Here is a 16775-nt window from a genome sequence, read left to right as displayed (position 1 = left end):
TCTCAAGCGGGTATCGTCCGACGATATTGCGCCGACTAAAACATAAGGCGACGCCGATGCAACGACGAGCCCTCCTGAAGTTGGCCGCGCTTTCCACCATCGGCCTCGCCCGCGCCCAAGCCACCGACAAGCCCAACTCCTCTCCCTCCGTCCACAACACGGAGCCCATCACCATGGATGACGTCGTCATCATCGGCGGCAGCTTTGCCGGTCTCGCCGGCGCCCTGCAGCTCGGCCGTGCCCGCCGCAAGGTCACCGTTCTCGATACCGGCCTGCCGCGTAACCGCTTCGCCGGCCACTCGCATGGCCTGCTCGGCCACGATCACAAGCCGCCACTGGACATCCTGGCCGAGGCGCGACGGCAGCTGGCGCGTTATCCCACGGTCAGGCTGGTCAATGTCCGGGCCGACAGCATCTCCGGCGCCATCGACAAATTCTCCGTCCTCACTGGCGATGGCGAAAGCCTTGGGGCGCGCCGCCTGATCCTGAGCTACGGCATCGTCGACCAGATGCCTGATGTTCCGGGCTACGCCGAAAGCTGGGGTACGTCCATCGTGCCCTGCCCCTATTGCGACGGCTTTGAAGTCGCCGGCCGGCATTGGGGTCTCGTCTGGTCCGGCCCGCAGTCGCACAATCAGGCCAGGCTGTTCCTCGACTGGACCGACAAGTTGACGCTCTTCGCCGATGGTCACGACATTCCGCCCGATATCCGGGCCGACCTAGTGCGCCGAAACATACCTGTCGTCGACGGCCGGATCACCGGAATCGTCCGTCACGAGGGCCATAACGCCACCGTCAATCTCGATACCGGCCCCAATGTCGCGGTCGACATCCTGTTCGCGCATCCGCGCAACAAGCCGTCCGCAAGCCTGCATGAATCACTGGGCCTCGCCACGGTGAATACGCCCGGCGGCATTGCCCTGAAGGTCGACGAGCGCCGCCAAACCAGCACGCCCGGCATCTACGCCGCCGGCGACCTCACCACGGTCTTCTTGCCCTCGGTCACCCAGGCGTCATCGCAGGGCGCGATGGCGGGTATCTTCGCCCAGCAGTCGATGGTGGTTTGAGTGCAAGCAGCATCGATCACGCCAGTTTCAATTTCATACTAGACGGGAGCGCCACCATGGCCGCCATCAAACCATTCAAGCCCCTAGACGATAAATTTCCGTTTGACCGCCAACTCGGTATCGCGGCCGCGCCTCTCGTGCTCATCAACCTCTTCACGGTCGTCGATCCCGCCGACGAAGCGGGCTTCCTGGACGCTTTCAAGGCGGCTGCCGAGATCATAACGAAGCAACCGGGCTTCATTTCCATGCAACTACATCGAGCGATCGGCGATAGCCCGACTTACCTGAACTATGTGGTGTGGGAATCCACCGAGGCGGTCCGCGCCGCCTTCACTGATCCCGAGTTCCTCGCGAAACTTCCAGCATATCCTTCATCCGTCGTGGCCAGCCCGCACCTGTTCCAGAAGGTCGCCGTCCCCGGCTTCTGCACGGCCTGACTCCGGAAATGGCGACTTTACCGCCGACACGCTGACGCTCTTTGCCGATGCTCACACCGCGAACATGATCCAGCTCAACATCACGACGCTCACAGAGCCAGGATCAGCGGAGAATGGATCGCTTTCATCCTGTTCGCTCTCGTCGCTCGCTGGAGACGAAGCGCGCTTTGGCAACGGATCGCTTAGTCAAGAACGCATCAGAACAAGGATATGTCATGGCAGAGCACAATGCCGATCGGGTCACCGACTGGAATGGCCAAAGCGGGGAACGCTGGGTCGCCCACCAGGCCCAGCTCGACGCCAGGCTGGCGGTGTTCGGCCAGGCCGCGATCGAAGCCGCCGCGCCCGCGGCGGGCGAGCGCGTGCTGGATGTCGGCTGCGGCACGGGCGCGTCGAGTCTGGCCCTGGCCGCCCGCGTCGGCGCGGGGGGCCAGGTGCTGGGCGTGGACATATCCGAACCGCTGATCGCCCGCGCGCGCGCGCTTGCGCCACAGGATACGCCGGCCCTGTTCCGCGTGGCCGACGCCAGCAGCGGCGAGCTGCCCGAGGGGGCGTTCGACATCCTGTTCTCGCGTTTCGGAGTGATGTTCTTCGCCGATCCGACAGGGGCGTTCGCGCATATGCGCCGCGCGCTCAAGCCGGGCGGGCGGGTCGCGTTCGTTTGCTGGCGCGGCGTGGCCGAGAACGATTGGATGCGCCTGCCGATGGGCGCGATCAAAGGCATCGTCCCGCCGATGGCGCCGCCTGATCCCGAAGCGCCCGGTCCATTCTCGTTCGGCGACCGGGGGCGGGTGGCTCGCATCCTGACGGCGGCGGGCTTCACCGATATTGCTCTCGCGCCATTCGATGCCTGCGTCCCGTTTGGCGAGGGCGCGACGCGGGACGCGGCGATCGACGACGCGGTGAAGATGACGTTCGAGGTCGGTCCGCTGTCGCGCGCGCTTGTTGATCAGCCCGACGACATCCGCGCCCGCGCCTCGGCCGCGGTTCGTGCCGCCTTCGCGGGCCGCGCCGGCGAGCGGTCGGTGATGATCAACGGCGCGACGTGGATCGTCACGGCGCGCAATCCGGCAAGCTGATAGCGCGGCAAGCGAAGGCCCTATTGCAGCTTTTCGACCTTTGCTGGCAGGTCGGGATATCGGCCAATTCTGTAGGTCGCGTTCTTGCACGAGAGAACCCAGACATCGTAATCCGGCTTTGACAGCTTGGCGTCGCGCGTCGCCTTCTGCGGCTGGTCGCAATCGAAGCCTTGGCTGCGGATTTGAGCTGCGAGCGCACTCATGGCGGTCTGCGCTTTGGCGATGTGTCCGAAACGCTCGCCGTTCGACAGCACGGCGAGGAATAGAATGGCCAGGAGCGGAAGAGTCTTCCTTGTGCGTTCCATGCTTGCCCTCCTTGGGGGTGGGATCACCGTACGCCCGGTCACCATGACTCGCGAGCCTCGGCGGAGGTGGTGAGCATGGCGATCGCGATCAATCCAATCGACAAGAGCTTGATTGTCGTCATTGAACTTGCCTTTTAGCCCTTGATGAAGCTGCAAGCTTAACCCGTTTCTTCAACCTCGTGCAGGCGGACCTTTGCCGCCTCGCACGATCATTGGCGTTCCAACTTGAAACATCCGCCAGCGAAGCCCTTCGCAAAGCTATGTGAGCAGATCGCCCCATATATGGTAGTCTGACTTATTGCGAGGTTCACCATGAGGAAGACGTTATCGGCTCTCGCCGCCGCCGCGACTTTGGCCGTTTTGGCAGGCTCGCCAGCGTATCCGCGCGATGATTACGGACCCGGCGGCAATCCGTATCCGCGCACTTATCCCGGACCACCACGCGGCACTCCGTACTGGTCGGGCTATGTCGATGCCCCGGTTGGCGAGGCGATGCCTCCCTGTCACTGGAATACCCAGCGCTTCTGGGACGGGCAGGCCTGGCGGGAGCGCCGCGTGCGAACCTGCGGCAGCGATCCAGCTTGGCCTTCCAGGCCTTAGAAGCAAGACGGCTCGTGCCGTGTAAGGCTGGCTCCGTCGTCCTAAGGCTCCCAATGAGTGCTCTGTCATCGTAATCGCCGTCGAACGCGCCCGGCTTGAGCTACACGAGCGCGGGACTTGCGTGCGATTGCTGAGCGAAGGCGAGGATCGCCATGCTCGTATCAGCGGTGCCGCAGACCGCCATGCACATTCGGAGAGTGGGCCGTGATCAGGTTTTTGTGCTTCCGGGCCGTCGCTTCGGCCTCGCGCGCAAGTCGTTCAGCCTTTAGCCTCTCGCGGTTCGCATGAAACGCAGCCTGGGTGCGTTCATACTCGGACATCGCCACTTTGGCACCGGTTGCCTTGAAGAGCCTTTGCGCCTCACGCTGGGCGGCAGTGGGCGGCTTCCCGTAATTGTGGGCGGTCATTCCCTCCTCCTTCGGTGATAGCCGTAAGGGCTTGTTGGGTCCGACCGTCAAAGTCTCTTCCTGTTTTTCAGTTACGGCAATCGAATATTGGCCAGTCGTTCCTGCGCAGGCCATGGATCCAGCCGGCTGGCTCACAGCCTGTCGGCGGGCTGTAAAATCAATGACTGGGGCCATGACCGGATTTTCCGGTGGACTCGCTGATTTTATTGGACATGATCGAGACCACGACACGCCCCGTTGCGACGCGCGATGTCCGCGAGCGCATCGGCGGCGCTGCTCCTGCCTCTCTGCTCCTGCCTCTCTCACTCGCCTCTCTCACTCCTGCCTCTCTCATCCCGGGACTGAACATGCGCAAGCTTCTGGCGATTTTGGTGATCTCGTGCTGGGCGACTTTGGCTTACGCACAAAAGGCCGACCTCATTGTCACGAACGCAAAAATCGTGACGCTGGACCCCGCATCGACGATCGCACAGGCTCTCGCAGTCCGCGAAGGCAAGATCGTTGCAGTCGGCGGCAACGATGCCATGGAAGGCCTGATCGGGCCTGCGACGCGCCGCGTCGACGCAGGCGGACGCACGATCATTCCGGGATTGATCGATTCCCATATTCACGCCGTGCGCGCCGGCCTCACCTACGCAACCGAGGTCAACTGGATCGGCGCGAAGACCATCGGCGAGGCGATGGAACGCTTGCGCCAGGCGGCAAAAGCGCGCCCGGCGTCCTGGATCATCGTGGCCGGCGGCTGGAGCGAATTGCAGTTTGCGGAAAAGCGGCGGCCAACCCTGACTGAAGTGATGTCGGCCGTTCCCGACAATCCGGCTTACATCCAGCTGTTCTATTCGGCGCTGCTGATGACGCCGAAAGCGCAGCAAGCGCTCGGGATCTCCGCGGATCAGTTGCCGGCCGGCATCACGGCCGAACGCGCCGCATCGGGCGAACCCACGGGCTGGTTCAACGGCTCCATTGTCAGCATTTCGGCGCTGTTCGACCGCCTGCCGCGGCCGAATTTCGAAGACAATGTCGCCGGAACCCGGCAGTTCTTCACGGAGCTCAATCGTCTCGGAGTTACCGGGATCGTGGATCCCGGCGGCTTCAGCATTTACCCCAGCCATTACGCCGCCCTGCAAAAGCTTTGGCGCGAGAAATCACTGACAGTGCGGGTCGCCTACAGCCTGTTCGCCCAGAATGTCGGCGCGGAATTCGAGGAGTACAAGACGCTCACGCCGTTCCTGCCGATGGGATTCGGCGACGACATGCTGCGCTTCAATGGGCTAGGCGAGCGGATCACCGGCGCCATGTACAACAACAACGCCCCCGACGCGGCCGCCAAGGACAAGTTCCTCGAGATCGTTCGCTGGGCAGCAAAGCAAGGACTTACGGTCACCATCCACTGGCAGGAAGACAAATCCGTCCGAGAGCTCCTCGACCTCTATGAAGAGGTCAACAAGGAGACGCCGATCGCGCCGCTGCGCTGGTCTATCGCCCATCTCGACAACACCTCATCCGAAACGCTTAGCCGGATGAAGGCCCTTGGTATCGGCTGGACCATGCAAGACGCCATGTATCTTGGAGGCGACCGGATCGTGGCGCAGGCCGGCGAAGCCGCGCGCAGCATGCCGCCCATCGTCACGGCGTTGCGCACGGGCGTCCATGTCGGGGCCGGCACCGATGCGCATCGGGTCGCATCCTACAATCCGTTCGTTGCGCTGCAATGGATGCTCGACGGCAAGACCGTCGGCGGACTATCGACGCGCGGCCCGGACGAAACACCCAGCCGCGAAGATGCCTTGCGCCTCTACACCGTGGGAAGCGCCTGGTTCTGCTTCGACGAGACGCGGCGCGGCACGTTAGAGGCCGGCAAGCTCGCCGACTTCGCGATTCTCGACCGGGATTTCATGTCCGTCCCCGTCGAGCAAATCGGCGGCACGGCGTCTCTGCTGACAGTCGTGGGCGGCAAGGTCGTGTACGCGGCGGATGTTTTTGCGAACGCGAAATAGGAGTTGGAGGGGAGCTGACCGCTCATAACGGTCTGCTTTAATTGCGGTGGCAGTGCTGGACCGCAATACGTGCCACCGCAAGAACCAAATTGCCAGATCGGCGTTATCCCCGCGCTATGGAGCCGTTTCGCGGAGGTCTGACGATGGACCCGAATGATCGGACTGCCCTAGTCCTGGCTGCTATCGGTTTGGCCATCGCCATCGTGGTTGCATCCACAATCACGCTGGAGCGCGTCAATACTCCTACGGCCAGCAACGACGCTCCTCCCGGAACGATAGGACTCGCGAGGCCACACCCGCCGCTCGACCGTGCGCCCGGGGAGGCACTACCGACGACAGGCACGCCGCCAGACGGGAGTATTCGGCAGCGTCGCTGACCGAACGCCGGCAGGGAGCCAAACTGCTGTAGAGCCTTGCGCCGCCCGCCGCGCAATCGAGAACGGCCTCCGCGGCCTTGCGAACTGGCCCGCACACCGGCCGCTCAGGCGAAACCTCACCCGCGCACCATGCTGACAAAATCTGTCACTGCCTTGCGCTAGACGTCCGGCTGTCCAAACCCACCAAAAGGAAAACACCTGTGACCAAGACCGCCGGAACAGCCGCCGAAATCGCCCGTACCTATGTCGAGGCGATGGCCAACAAGGACGTCGAGACGATCGTCTCGATCTCGTCGAACGACATCGTGTGCTCGTCCCCTCGCGGCCGGATCGCCGGCATCGAGAGCTTCCGCGGCTTCCACGGCGGCTTCGCCCGCATGATCAAGAAGCTCAGCGCTCTCGCGGTCTACGGCGACGATGAACAGGCGGTGATCGTCTACGTCGTGGACACCCATCCCGTGGCCGGCGCCATCGTGGCCGAACGCGTCCAGGTCAAGAACGGCAAGATCGCTTCGACAGACGTGATCTACGACGCGACGCCCTTCGCTGCCGTCGCGGCGACGACGCAGCCTCACTGAGCGCCGTCGGCGGCAGGCGGTCCGGAGACCATGAAGCTGGAGGACTTCCGGCTCCGGACGCCGGCAAAGTTCCTGCTGCCAAATTTTGGCACGGGATGTGGTAGAAAGGTCCATGTCCAGGAGCGAACGGCTTTTCGAGCTCATGCAGGTTCTGCGCCGGCACCGCCATCCGGTGCCGGGCCCCGCGCTCGCGAACGAAGCCGGTGTCTCACTGCGGACCATCTACCGCGACATCGCTGTGTTGCAGGCCATGGGCGCGGAGATCGAGGGAGAGCCCGGAGTGGGCTATGTCCTGAAGCCTGGTTTCCTGCTTCCACCCCTCATGTTCTCGGAAGAGGAACTGCAGGCCATCACGTTGGGCATGCAATGGGTGAGCCGCCAAACCGACGCGGGATTGGCCCTCGCCGCCAGCAACGCGCTCGGAAAGATCGGCGCGGTGCTCCCGACCGAACTGCGGCGCACGCTGAGCGACAATACATTTCACGTCAGCCGTGCCTCGCCCCAACCAAAGCACGTCGATCTCCAGATGGTGCGCGAAGCGATGCGCGAGCAACGGAAGCTGCGCATCGTCTATCGCGATCCCAGGGGCGCCGACACCAGGCGGGTCATCTGGCCGATCGGTCTCGGGTTCTTCGAGTCCCGGAGGATCGTCGCCGGTTGGTGCGAGCTTCGGCGGGATTTCCGGTCATTCCGGGCCGATCGGGTGCTGTCCGCAAAGCTATTGGCGGAACGCTACCCCGGTCGCCGGCGAGACCTCGTCAGGCAATGGCGAACGCAAGTCGCCGAAGCCGAGCGGCAGCAAACCACTGCAAATCCAGGCCGCAGCAAGAAGGCGCGCTAAAGCTCGCCGAAGACGCTCACGCCCATCCAGTCCCGGCAGGCCGCGGCCGGCAGCCCGGCGCCCAGCAAGGTACTCAGTTTCGCCAACGCGACCTCGCGCGTCATGCCGCCCCCGCTCACGACCCCGACGGACTTCAGCCGGTGATCCGTCGCATAATGGCCGAACGCCACCGCGCCCTCGGGACACTGGCTGATCGCGACGACGACCATGTTGCGAGAACGCGCCAGTTCGAGAGCGGCGATGAAGCGCGCGTCCGCGACAGGCGCCGTTCCCGAACCGTAGCATTCGAGCACGCAGCCCGGCACGCCGGCAGTCACGAGCGCCTCGAGCGTCATCGGCTCGAAGCCGGGGTGGAGCGGCAGCACGGCGACGCGGGCCGGCGCGACCAGCTTGCGGTAGCTCCAGGGCGGCAGGGAGGATGCGGACCTGTCGATCGTAGGCCGCCGGGTTCTGGTGAAGGCATCGACCGTCTGCGTCCGCCACTTGCTGCAGTGGACCGCCGGGATCTGCTTGCCCGCAAAGTAAACGTAGGTGCCTGCCGGCGGATCGTTTTTCAGCAGGTCCAATGCGCCCGATAGATTGTCCCAGCCATCGCTGCCGGCGTCACCGATCGGATGCATGGCGCCCGTCAGCACGACCGGCACGGGCAAGCCGAACAGCAGGAACGCAAGGCCGGCCGCGGTATAGGCCATGGTATCGGTGCCATGAAGAACCAGCACGCCATCGCAATCTGCATCCTCGACGAGCGACACCACCGCGGCCGCAACCCGCACCCAAAACTCGGGCTCCGCATTGGCGCTGTCGATCAGCGGCGCCAGCTCGACGAACGGCCCGACATCGTGCCTTCCCTGCGCGCATATGGCTTCGCGCATGCGGGCCCCGAGGCCGGACTCCGGCGCCAGCCCTGCATCGCCGGCGCGCATTCCGATCGTGCCCCCCGTGATCACGACCCCAAGCTTGCCGCTCCTGAGCTTGCCGCTATGCTTCATGAGCCGTCCGACGTCGCCGCAAGTCCGGTGCAATCCACCAGCGCCTCGGCAACGAGCTGGGTCACGTCGACCAGGCGCTTGGTCGTCTCCACGTCTGCGATGAGCGGCAATTCGGTGCAGGCGAGCAGGACTGTTTCCGATCGGACCCGCTCGAGCAGGCGCGCAAACCGATCGCGCAGGGGCGGATGCTCCGCGCCGTACTGCTTGACGTCGTAGATGAGCTGATGGAGCGCCACGCGCCCGTCCTCATCCAGCGGCTCGAAATCAACCACGCTACGCAAGGACCGATAGGGCGACCACGCTCCCAGCTCGGCGACCGTACGCGCTCCCAGGAGGCACACTTGCGTCTCGCCGCGTTGCCGGAGATGAGCGCCAAGCACGTCCGTGAACGAGATCAGGCGCGCCGTCAGGCCGAGCTCGTTCAGGCGCGGCGCGAACACGTTCAGCGTGTTGCAGGCGATGGCGTAGGCGGCGACCCGTCCATCGAGCGCCTCGGCATCGGCGCGCAGCGCGGCCCACACCGCCGATTCGGTACGATCGAGCTCCATGGACAGGCCGAGCGCCGGATCGGAGATGATGTCGATCGCCGGCGCATCCGTGTCGTGACGAAACTGCGAACCCATCCGGCGGCGGTTCTCCCGGAGCACCTTCGCCCACAGATCCAGTCCGGCTTCGGGCCCCGAGCCGGTGATGATTCCGATCCTGGGCCGGGCGACATAGCCTGCGAGAGCGATGTCGGACGATGTGGGATGAGGACCCGGATCGAGGGGGGCGGACGCGTTCATGACCATTGGCACCGTTGACGATGCGGCTGGTTTGCCGCGCGGTCGGACACGGTGCAATTTCGCAACTCGTTCGGCAGTGGCGCGAGTTACCCAAGGCTGCTGGCGCAACCTGTTGCACTTCCAGAGCGTTTTCAAGCGAAGTGGACACCGGTTCGCGTGAAGAAAACGCGTCAAAGCAAGAATCTAGGGCACCGAGAACAGGCCCTGATCGAACCGGGTCTGCTGCAGGCGCCGTCGGACATCGACGTCGATTTGATCGTCGTCGAGCGCAAACAGGCCGAGCTTGCGATAGGACTGAATACGGGGAACCTTCGGTCCCAGATAGTCCCACACGACCCTCGAGCAACAGGGCGCGCGCTGGTCAGCCGCACTGACGCCAAGCTTCAATCCGTTCAGGCGCGTGATCCTGTTCTTGAAACTCGGGATCAGCACCGTCTGCGTGATCTCGTTGGAGGTGAGCGACTCGTAGTCGAGCACGAAGATGCGCTCGTTCAGATAGAACGCCATGCCGACATAGTGGCACAGGGCATGTCGGGCCGGCGCGCCAACGTCCTGCAATCTTTCGGTCCGCTCGCAGGCCCAATATCCGCTGGTCTCGTGCAAATGCACCAGCGAACGCAGGATGCGCCCGGGCGACGACATCGAATAATAATATTCGAAGTAGTAGCCCGCGTACTTCTTCAGCGTGTCGGACGAATGCCGCCGCAGCGTCTCGAGGTGCTTGAGCGGCGGCACGCTGAGCGCGGCACGGGCCGAGGTGCCGACGCGCACGCCGATGAGCTGCGCGAACTCCTCGTGAGGCCGCACGATCTCGCTCTCCTCGACGCCGAAGAAATCGCAGATGCGCTTGAGATTGTGGGCCGTCGGCGCGGTCTGACCGCTGAGATATTTGTTGAATTGGGCCCGATTGACCTTGAGCCGGCGACAGACCTCGGCAATGGACCGGTAGTGGCTGCAGAGCAGCTTGAGGTTGCCAGGAAAATTCGCGTTGGTGAACATCTAGTGTCCGAGCCCGTCTCTTGCCAAATGGCGCGTTGGTAGCGTCAGGTTGCACCATTCGTCGACAGCTTGCAAAATTGCACGACCCAAAGTCCCTGCTCAGGATCGAGCTCCTCCGATCAAAGATCAGGGCGCTCCATGACCAGCTCATCTCTTGCAAGTGCTTCCCCGGCCGCGAATCCCTCAAACGACGCATTGTACAAGAAGGTGGGATGGCGGCTGCTTCCCCTGCTGATGGTGTCCTACATGGTCGCCTATGTCGATCGTGTCAACATCGGCTACGCAAAACTCCAGATGGCCGAGTTGCCGTCGTTCGACGACGCCGTGTACGGCTTCGGCGCCGGGCTCTTCTTCGTCGGCTACGTCATGTTCGAGGTCCCCAGCAACATGCTGATGCAGAGAATCGGAGCCCGCAAGACTCTGCTGCGCATCATGTTCATCTGGGGCCTCGTCGCTGCCGGCATGCTGTTCGTGCAAACGCCGCTGCAGTTCTACGTCATGCGCTTCCTGCTCGGCGTGTTCGAAGCCGGCTTCCTGCCCGGCGTCGTGCTGTATCTGACCTACTGGTATCCCGAGCCACGCCGCGGACAGGTGCTGGCGATCCTGATGGCCGCCGTGGTCGGCGCCGGCGTCATCGCGGGACCGGCGTCCGGCGCCATCATGAAATATCTGAACGGCGTCGGCGGCCTGGCCGGCTGGCAGTGGCTGTTTCTGACCCAGGGCCTTCCCGCCAGCCTGCTCGGCATCACCGCCTATCTCTGGCTGCAGGATCGCCCCGAGGAGGCGCACTGGCTGACGGGCGAGGAGAAGCAGCGGATCAAGGCGGACATTGAATATCACCGGCCGACCGCGACGGCCTCGAGCAGTGCGCTCAAGGCGCTGTTCCGCGACTGGCGCGTCTATACGCTCGCGCTGTCGGATTTCCTGCTCATTGCGGCGAACTATGCGCTGGTGTTCTGGATCCCCAGCCTGATCAAGGGCTGGGGCGTCGATGACCTGCTGCTGGTGGGGATTTTCGCGGCGATCCCGCAAGCCGTCGGCATTACCGCGATGATCTTCGTCGGCCGGCATTCCGACCGAACGCGCGAACGCCGCTGGCATTACGCAGCGAGCACCTTCGTCGCAGCGGCGGGACTCGGGATCTGCATTCTCACGCAAGGCAATTTCGCGGGCTCCCTCGCCGGCCTCTGCGTGACCATGCTCGGTCTCGCCTCCGCGTTGCCCCTGTTCCTGACCGTCGTCACCGAGTATCTGGCCAAGCCAGTCGCGGCCACGGGGATCGCCTTCATCAACAGCCTTGCGCTGCTGGGCGGCGTCGTGAGCCCGATCATGATGGCGCAGATCAACAGCCGCACCGGTGACCAGGCGATGTCGATGTACTTCGTGGCGGGGCTGTTCGCCCTGGCCGGGGTCGTGATGCTCGTCGCGCTGCGTCCTGCGTCCGCTGGTGCGACCGAATTTCAGCCCAAGGCCGAAGCCAGCGTGGAGGCATAGTCCGACGCGACGAAAAATATCGTACAACGCGCGTTGGAAGAGACGACTTCCAACGCCTCGATAGTGCGGACTTCTCCAGCTCTCTCGCAACTCTTCGGTGACGACCATGCGAATATTTTCGGCTCTGTTCGGCACGGAAACGAACACGTTCTCGCCGTTTCCGACCTCGATCGACCAGTTCGAGCCCAACGAGCGCCCGGCAAGCGACGGCAAGCCGGGCGAGTATCATCTGTTCGGCATGGTGCTTCGCGTGCTTCGCGAACGCGCCGCGGAAGAACGGCTGGACATCGTGCAGGGGCGAGGCGGTTTCGCCGAGCCCAACGGCATGACCACCAGGACGGCCTATGAGACATTACGGGACCGCCTGCTGGAGGATCTGCGCGCCGCGATGCCGGTCGACATCGTCGCGCTCGCCATGCACGGAGCGATGATTGCCGACGGCTACGAGGATGCCGAAGGCGATCTGATCGCCGAAGTCCGCCGCATCGTCGGACCGGACGTGACCATCGGCGTCGAACTGGATCTGCATGGCTTCCTGTCGAAGAAGAAGTTCGAGAGCGCCGACATCCTGGTCTTCTTCAAGGAATATCCTCATCTCGACATTCTCGATCGCGCCAGGGAATTGGTCGACCTCTGCCTGCGCGCGGCGCGCAAGCAGATCAAACCGGTCATGTCCGTCGTCCCCTGCAACATGATCGCGCAATTCATGACGCTGCGCGAGCCGATGAGTTCGTTCGTCCGGCGCATGAAGGAGCTCGAAGGCCAGGACGGCGTGCTCTCGATCTCCTTCGTCCACGGCTTCGCCTGGGGCGACTGCTCCGAGCTTGGATCGAAGATGCTGGTCATCACGGACGGGCGAAAGAGCCTCGGCGATGCCCTGGCCGCGCAGCTCCGTGACGAACTCTTCGCCATTCGCGATCGATGCTTCGCGGAATATCTGGACATCGAAACGGCACTGAACGAGGCGACACGGAGTTCAACTCATCCGATCGTGCTCGCCGATGTCGCAGACAACAGCGGCGGCGGGGCGGCCGGCGATTCGACATTCGTCCTGGAGGCGATGCTGAAGCGCGGCGTCACCGAGGCCTGCGTGGGCCCGTTCTACGATCCCGGTGCGCTTGCCATCTGTTACTCGGCAGGCGTCGGCGCAACACTTCCAGTCCGCATCGGAGGAAAACATTCGCCGGCATCCGGCCAGCCACTCGACGTCGAAGCCCGCGTGCTGAACTGCGCGCCGGCAGCAGATATGCTGAACTGCTTCGGCTCCGGAGGCAGCACGCCGATGGGCCGCTCGGTTCGGATCGACGTCGCCGGAATTGACGTCGTGCTTGTTGAAAGGCGCCTCCAGGCGCTCGGCGACGTCTTCACCCCGATGGGGATCGATTGGAGGTCTCGAAAAATCGTCGTGGTGAAGTCGGCGAACCATTTCTATGCGGCCTATGCGCCATCCGCAGCCAAGGTGCTGTTCGTCGATTCACCAGGCGGGGCCAGCATGAACTGGAAGGAATTGAACTATCGGGCTCGGTCGCGCAACCTCTGGCCGATCGACAATTAAGTCGGAATGCATATGTGAAGGTTGCGTTTGGGAATCGCCGAGTTCGCGCTAGCGCTCGCGCCAGGCGCGCATCAGCTGATCGGAGAGCGGCTTGACGAGGTATGACATCACCGTGCGCTGGCCGGTCTGGATGAAGGCTTCGACCGGCATGCCGGCGATCAGTTTCAGCTCGCCCAGGCGCGCGATCTCCGCCTCGGGAACGGCGATGCGGGCGACGTAGAAGCTCGCCGTGCTTTTCTGGTCGATTGCGACGTCGGCGGAGACGGTGCTCACCTCGCCGTTGAGTTGAGGCGTGGTGCGCTGGTTGAAGGTCGAAAAGCGCAGCAGCACCGGCTGGCCGACCGACAGACGATCGATCTCGTGCGGAGGAATCCGCACCTCGACGACGAGCGCATCGTTGGCGGGGACGATGAGCATGATCTGCTCGCCGGGGCTGATGACGCCGCCGACGGTGTGCAGCGCCAGCTGATGCACCGTGCCGTCCTGCGGCGCCCGAATATCGATGCGCTTGAGCTGATCCTCGGCGGCCACGCGTTTCTCGACCAGCTCCGAGGTCCTGGCGCGAATCTCGGCGAGATCCTTTCCCACCTCGCTGCGCAGATCCTGATCGATCTGCATGATTTGCAGCATGGTCTCGGTGATCCGGCCCCTGGCTTCGGCGATGGCGGCAACCAACGCGCCGCGTTCGCCGTGCACGCGCACCGCGTCGCGTTCGAGCGTCGTCAGGCGCGTGATCTGGACCAGATTCTTTCGCCACAGGTCGCGCACGCCCAGCAGCTCCTGGTCGATGAAGATGGTTTCCCTGTCTTTCGCCTGGATCTGCTCCTCGAGCCCGCGGATCTGCTCGCGAAGCTGGCCGATGCGCTCGTTGAGCTGCGCCTTTTTCCCGGCGCGGGCGACGCCGCGCAGCTCGAACAGCTTGCGCTCGCCGACGATCAAGCGAGCGACGTCCGGATCAGCGGTACGCTCAACGAGGTCCGTGGGAAAGCCGAGCCACTCCTGACCGTCGCGCTCCGCCTCGAGCCGCGCCCGCCGCGCCGCCTGTTCGTCGAGACTCTTTACGACGATCAGGAGATTGGCCCGCGTCACCGTCTCATCGAGGCGCACGATGACGTCGCCGGCCTTCACCCGGGCGCCCTCGCGAACGTTGAGTTCACCGACCACGCCGCCGGTCGGATGCTGCACTTTCTTGATGTAGCTGTCGACCACCAGCGTGCCGGAGCCAACGACGGCGCCGGCCAGCTCCGTGGTCGCGGCCCAGCCGCCGACGCCGCCGGCGAGAATGATGACGCCCACGAGGCCGGCGCGCAGGTGCTGACGGATCGCGTGTGGGACCTGGTTCACCGGCTCGCGGTTCAAAGGCTCGCTCCCTCGGTTACGATCTTGAGCGGCACTGCCGGCCGCGGCTGCATCATCTTGGCCAGCAGCGCGTCCTTGGGTCCGAACGCCTGCACGCGCCCCTCGGCCATCACGATCAATTGGTCCACGCCGGCGAGCGCGCTGGTGCGATGCGCGACGACGATGACAATGCCGCCTCGGGCGCGCACGCCGAGAATGGCTTGCGTCAGGGCCTGGTCGCCCTCGGCGTCGAGATTGGAGTTGGGCTCGTCGAGCACCACCAGGAAGGGGTCGCGGTAGAGCGCGCGGGCAAGCGCAATGCGCTGCCGCTGCCCGGCAGAGAGCGCCGCGCCGCCTTCGCCGATCGGGGTGTCGTAGCCCTTCGGCAACCGCAGCACCATCTGGTGCACACCGGCCGCGTTCGCGGCGGCGATCGTCGCCTCGGCATCGGGGGCGGGCTCGAAGCGGTTGATGTTCTGCGCCACCGTGCCGGCGAACAGCTCGACGTCCTGGGGCAGATAGCCGATGTGGCGGCCGAGCGCCTCGCAGCTCCATTGGTCGAGCGCGGCGCCGTCCAGCCGCACCTTGCCGCGCGCGGCTCCCCACACGCCGACGACGGCACGCACCAGCGACGACTTGCCCGATGCGCTCGGGCCGACGATGCCGACCCCCTGCCCCGGGTTCAACGCGAAGGATGCTTCCAGCACGACGGCGATCTGTTCGCCCGGCGGCGCCACGGAGACGGCCTCGACGGCGAGGGTCTTGCACGGCGGCGGCAACGGCGTCTTCTCCTCCTCGGCCGGGAGTTGTATCCATTGCTGCTGCAGACGTTTCCAGCTTTGCCGGGCCGCGATCAGGCTCTTCCAGTGGGCGATGGCAAGCTCGACCGGCGCGAGCGCGCGCGAGGTGAGGATGGCGCCGGCAATGATGATTCCGGCGGTCGCCTCCTGGATGATGACGAGATAGCCGCCGACGGCCAGCACCGCCGATTGCAGCACCATGCGCAGCACCTTGGAGGCGGAACCGAAGCCGCCGGCGATGTCGGCGGCGCGGCGCTGGGTGAACATGTAGCTGTCATTGATGTCCGCCCAGCGCGCGGCGAGCCGCCCGCGCATGCCCATGGCCTGCAATACCTCGGCATTCCGCCGGCTCGCCTCGGCGAGGGCGTTGCGTTGCGCGATCTGGCCGGTGACTTCCTTCGTGCGCGCACGCGTCAAGCGGTCGGTGAGAAGGGTCAGGGACACGAGCATCACCGAGCCGATCGACGCCGTGAGCCCGAGCAGCGGATGAAACATGAAGCAGATCGCGAGGTAGAACGGGATCCATGGCAGATCGAACAGCGCGGTCGGGCCGAGCCCGGAGAGATAGCTGCGCACCTGGTCGAGATCGCGCACCGGCTGCAGCCCGTCGCCGCTCGCGCGCGCCCGCAGCGGCCAGCGCGCGACGATGTCGTAGGCGCGCGCCGAGAACGCGCGGTCGAGCCACTCGCCGATGCGGACGAGGATGCGCCCGCGCAGAATGTCGAGGAACGCCTGGAACGAATAGAGCGCCCCGACCAGCGCGGCGAGACCGATCAGCGTCGGCACGCTGCGGCTCGGCACCACGCGGTCGTAGACTTCGAGCATGAAGAACGAGCCGGTCAGGTACAGCACGTTCAGCATGGCGGTGATCAGGCCGAGCCCGACCAGCACGCCGCGACAGGCGTGAAGCGGTGAGGACATTTGATGCGCCTGAGGTGGCTCGTTCTCTCGCGCAGCTGCCGCCGTGCGCCGCCGCTTCAAGACCAGCCTGATGAAAATGAAGGCCGCCGCGGCGAACAGGCCGACGCGTATGGTGAAGCTCGCCAGCTCCTCCGGATAACCGAGAACCTGGCCGCACCAGGCGCCAGCGGACCGGGAGAGATGGCCGCACCAGGCAGTGACACTAT

Annotated in this window: 15 protein-coding genes; 8 read left to right on the top strand and 7 right to left on the bottom strand. The window is 64.6% G+C overall.

All coding sequences use genetic code 11. The annotated features are described in order from the left end of the window. Positions 1-173: 173 nt before the first annotated feature. The 3 genes from RAD15_RS34220 to RAD15_RS34210 all read left to right on the top strand — a co-directional run bounded on the left by RAD15_RS34220 (position 174) and on the right by RAD15_RS34210 (position 2583). Complete coding sequence (locus RAD15_RS34220) at positions 174-1067, top strand: NAD(P)/FAD-dependent oxidoreductase (RefSeq protein ID WP_458183184.1); 894 nt, start codon at positions 174-176, stop codon at positions 1065-1067. A 56-nt stretch (positions 1068-1123) separates the two neighbouring features. Then, positions 1124-1504 (top strand): antibiotic biosynthesis monooxygenase family protein, encoded by a 381-nt coding sequence (locus tag RAD15_RS34215; protein WP_458183030.1) that lies wholly within the window; start codon positions 1124-1126, stop codon positions 1502-1504. A gap of 215 nt (positions 1505-1719) precedes the next feature. Then, positions 1720-2583 (top strand): class I SAM-dependent methyltransferase, encoded by an 864-nt coding sequence (locus RAD15_RS34210; RefSeq protein ID WP_458183029.1) that lies wholly within the window; start codon positions 1720-1722, stop codon positions 2581-2583. Between the two features lie 20 nt (positions 2584-2603). On the opposite strand, the gene RAD15_RS34205 is transcribed toward RAD15_RS34210, so the two are convergent. Together RAD15_RS34205 and RAD15_RS34200 are read right to left on the bottom strand one after the other, a co-directional pair. Further along, positions 2604-2888 carry a hypothetical protein gene (locus RAD15_RS34205; RefSeq protein ID WP_458183028.1) on the bottom strand — a complete coding sequence of 95 codons (285 nt, stop codon included), beginning with the start codon at positions 2886-2888 and terminating at the stop codon, positions 2604-2606. Between the two features lie 761 nt (positions 2889-3649). Then, the gene (locus RAD15_RS34200; protein ID WP_458183026.1) at positions 3650-3895 is read right to left on the bottom strand and encodes a hypothetical protein; all 246 of its coding nucleotides are present in this window, start codon (positions 3893-3895) and stop codon (positions 3650-3652) included. 347 nt (positions 3896-4242) lie between these two features. Here RAD15_RS34200 and RAD15_RS34195 point away from each other — a divergent pair, with 347 nt between their 5' ends. The 3 genes from RAD15_RS34195 (at position 4243) to RAD15_RS34185 (ending at position 7688) form a co-directional block, all read left to right on the top strand. Then, a complete protein-coding gene (locus RAD15_RS34195) occupies positions 4243-5892 on the top strand; it encodes an amidohydrolase (protein ID WP_458183024.1) in 1650 nt (549 codons plus the stop codon). A gap of 577 nt (positions 5893-6469) precedes the next feature. Beyond that, positions 6470-6847 (top strand): nuclear transport factor 2 family protein, encoded by a 378-nt coding sequence (locus RAD15_RS34190; protein ID WP_458183022.1) that lies wholly within the window; start codon positions 6470-6472, stop codon positions 6845-6847. 112 nt (positions 6848-6959) lie between these two features. Further along, positions 6960-7688, top strand: coding sequence for a helix-turn-helix transcriptional regulator (locus RAD15_RS34185; protein ID WP_458183183.1), 729 nt, complete (start codon positions 6960-6962; stop codon positions 7686-7688). Here the strand turns inward: RAD15_RS34185 and RAD15_RS34180 are convergent. The 3 genes from RAD15_RS34180 to RAD15_RS34170 all read right to left on the bottom strand — a co-directional run bounded on the left by RAD15_RS34180 (position 7685) and on the right by RAD15_RS34170 (position 10461). Further along, the gene (locus RAD15_RS34180; RefSeq protein WP_458183021.1) at positions 7685-8677 is read right to left on the bottom strand and encodes an asparaginase; all 993 of its coding nucleotides are present in this window, start codon (positions 8675-8677) and stop codon (positions 7685-7687) included. The genes RAD15_RS34185 and RAD15_RS34180 overlap by 4 nt on opposite strands. Then, on the bottom strand, positions 8674-9462 hold the full coding sequence (locus tag RAD15_RS34175) for an aspartate/glutamate racemase family protein (RefSeq protein WP_458183019.1): 789 nt from the start codon (positions 9460-9462) through the stop codon (positions 8674-8676). Before RAD15_RS34175 ends, RAD15_RS34180 begins: the two co-directional genes overlap by 4 nt. 183 nt (positions 9463-9645) lie before the next feature. Beyond that, positions 9646-10461: a helix-turn-helix domain-containing protein gene (locus tag RAD15_RS34170; RefSeq protein WP_458183017.1), complete on the bottom strand. Its 816-nt coding sequence runs from the start codon at positions 10459-10461 to the stop codon at positions 9646-9648. 138 nt (positions 10462-10599) lie between these two features. On the opposite strand from RAD15_RS34170, the gene RAD15_RS34165 reads away from it, so the two are divergent. Together RAD15_RS34165 and RAD15_RS34160 are read left to right on the top strand one after the other, a co-directional pair. After that, positions 10600-11955, top strand: coding sequence for an MFS transporter (locus tag RAD15_RS34165; RefSeq protein ID WP_458183016.1), 1356 nt, complete (start codon positions 10600-10602; stop codon positions 11953-11955). A 106-nt stretch (positions 11956-12061) separates the two neighbouring features. After that, entirely contained in the window at positions 12062-13510 is a 1449-nt protein-coding gene (locus RAD15_RS34160; protein WP_458183014.1) for a M81 family metallopeptidase, read from the top strand. Between the two features lie 48 nt (positions 13511-13558). Here RAD15_RS34160 and RAD15_RS34155 read toward each other — a convergent pair whose 3' ends face one another. Next, positions 13559-14869: an HlyD family type I secretion periplasmic adaptor subunit gene (locus RAD15_RS34155; protein WP_458183013.1), complete on the bottom strand. Its 1311-nt coding sequence runs from the start codon at positions 14867-14869 to the stop codon at positions 13559-13561. After that, on the bottom strand, positions 14866-16569 hold the full coding sequence (locus RAD15_RS34150; protein WP_458183181.1) for a type I secretion system permease/ATPase: 1704 nt from the start codon (positions 16567-16569) through the stop codon (positions 14866-14868). The genes RAD15_RS34155 and RAD15_RS34150 overlap by 4 nt, the downstream gene beginning before the upstream one ends. Positions 16570-16775: the final 206 nt, after the last annotated feature.

The organism is Bradyrhizobium sp. 14AA, from assembly GCF_054185205.1.
The sequence above is the reverse complement of the archived record's forward strand: the minus strand, read 5'-3'. Positions and strand labels throughout refer to the sequence as shown.

What these genes read in the sequence shown, in the direction of transcription:
- RAD15_RS34200 (WP_458183026.1), bottom strand. Translation starts at nt 3,895, where the DNA reads ATGACCGCCCACAATTACGGGAAGCCGCCCACTGCCGCCCAGCGTGAG.
- RAD15_RS34165 (WP_458183016.1), top strand. Translation starts at nt 10,600, where the DNA reads ATGACCAGCTCATCTCTTGCAAGTGCTTCCCCGGCCGCGAATCCCTCA.
- RAD15_RS34150 (WP_458183181.1), bottom strand. Translation starts at nt 16,569, where the DNA reads ATGTCCTCACCGCTTCACGCCTGTCGCGGCGTGCTGGTCGGGCTCGGC.
- RAD15_RS34175 (WP_458183019.1), bottom strand. Translation starts at nt 9,462, where the DNA reads ATGAACGCGTCCGCCCCCCTCGATCCGGGTCCTCATCCCACATCGTCC.
- RAD15_RS34170 (WP_458183017.1), bottom strand. Translation starts at nt 10,461, where the DNA reads ATGTTCACCAACGCGAATTTTCCTGGCAACCTCAAGCTGCTCTGCAGC.
- RAD15_RS34210 (WP_458183029.1), top strand. Translation starts at nt 1,720, where the DNA reads ATGGCAGAGCACAATGCCGATCGGGTCACCGACTGGAATGGCCAAAGC.
- RAD15_RS34160 (WP_458183014.1), top strand. Translation starts at nt 12,062, where the DNA reads ATGCGAATATTTTCGGCTCTGTTCGGCACGGAAACGAACACGTTCTCG.
- RAD15_RS34180 (WP_458183021.1), bottom strand. Translation starts at nt 8,677, where the DNA reads ATGAAGCATAGCGGCAAGCTCAGGAGCGGCAAGCTTGGGGTCGTGATC.
- RAD15_RS34205 (WP_458183028.1), bottom strand. Translation starts at nt 2,888, where the DNA reads ATGGAACGCACAAGGAAGACTCTTCCGCTCCTGGCCATTCTATTCCTC.
- RAD15_RS34220 (WP_458183184.1), top strand. Translation starts at nt 174, where the DNA reads ATGGATGACGTCGTCATCATCGGCGGCAGCTTTGCCGGTCTCGCCGGC.
- RAD15_RS34195 (WP_458183024.1), top strand. Translation starts at nt 4,243, where the DNA reads ATGCGCAAGCTTCTGGCGATTTTGGTGATCTCGTGCTGGGCGACTTTG.
- RAD15_RS34215 (WP_458183030.1), top strand. Translation starts at nt 1,124, where the DNA reads ATGGCCGCCATCAAACCATTCAAGCCCCTAGACGATAAATTTCCGTTT.
- RAD15_RS34185 (WP_458183183.1), top strand. Translation starts at nt 6,960, where the DNA reads ATGTCCAGGAGCGAACGGCTTTTCGAGCTCATGCAGGTTCTGCGCCGG.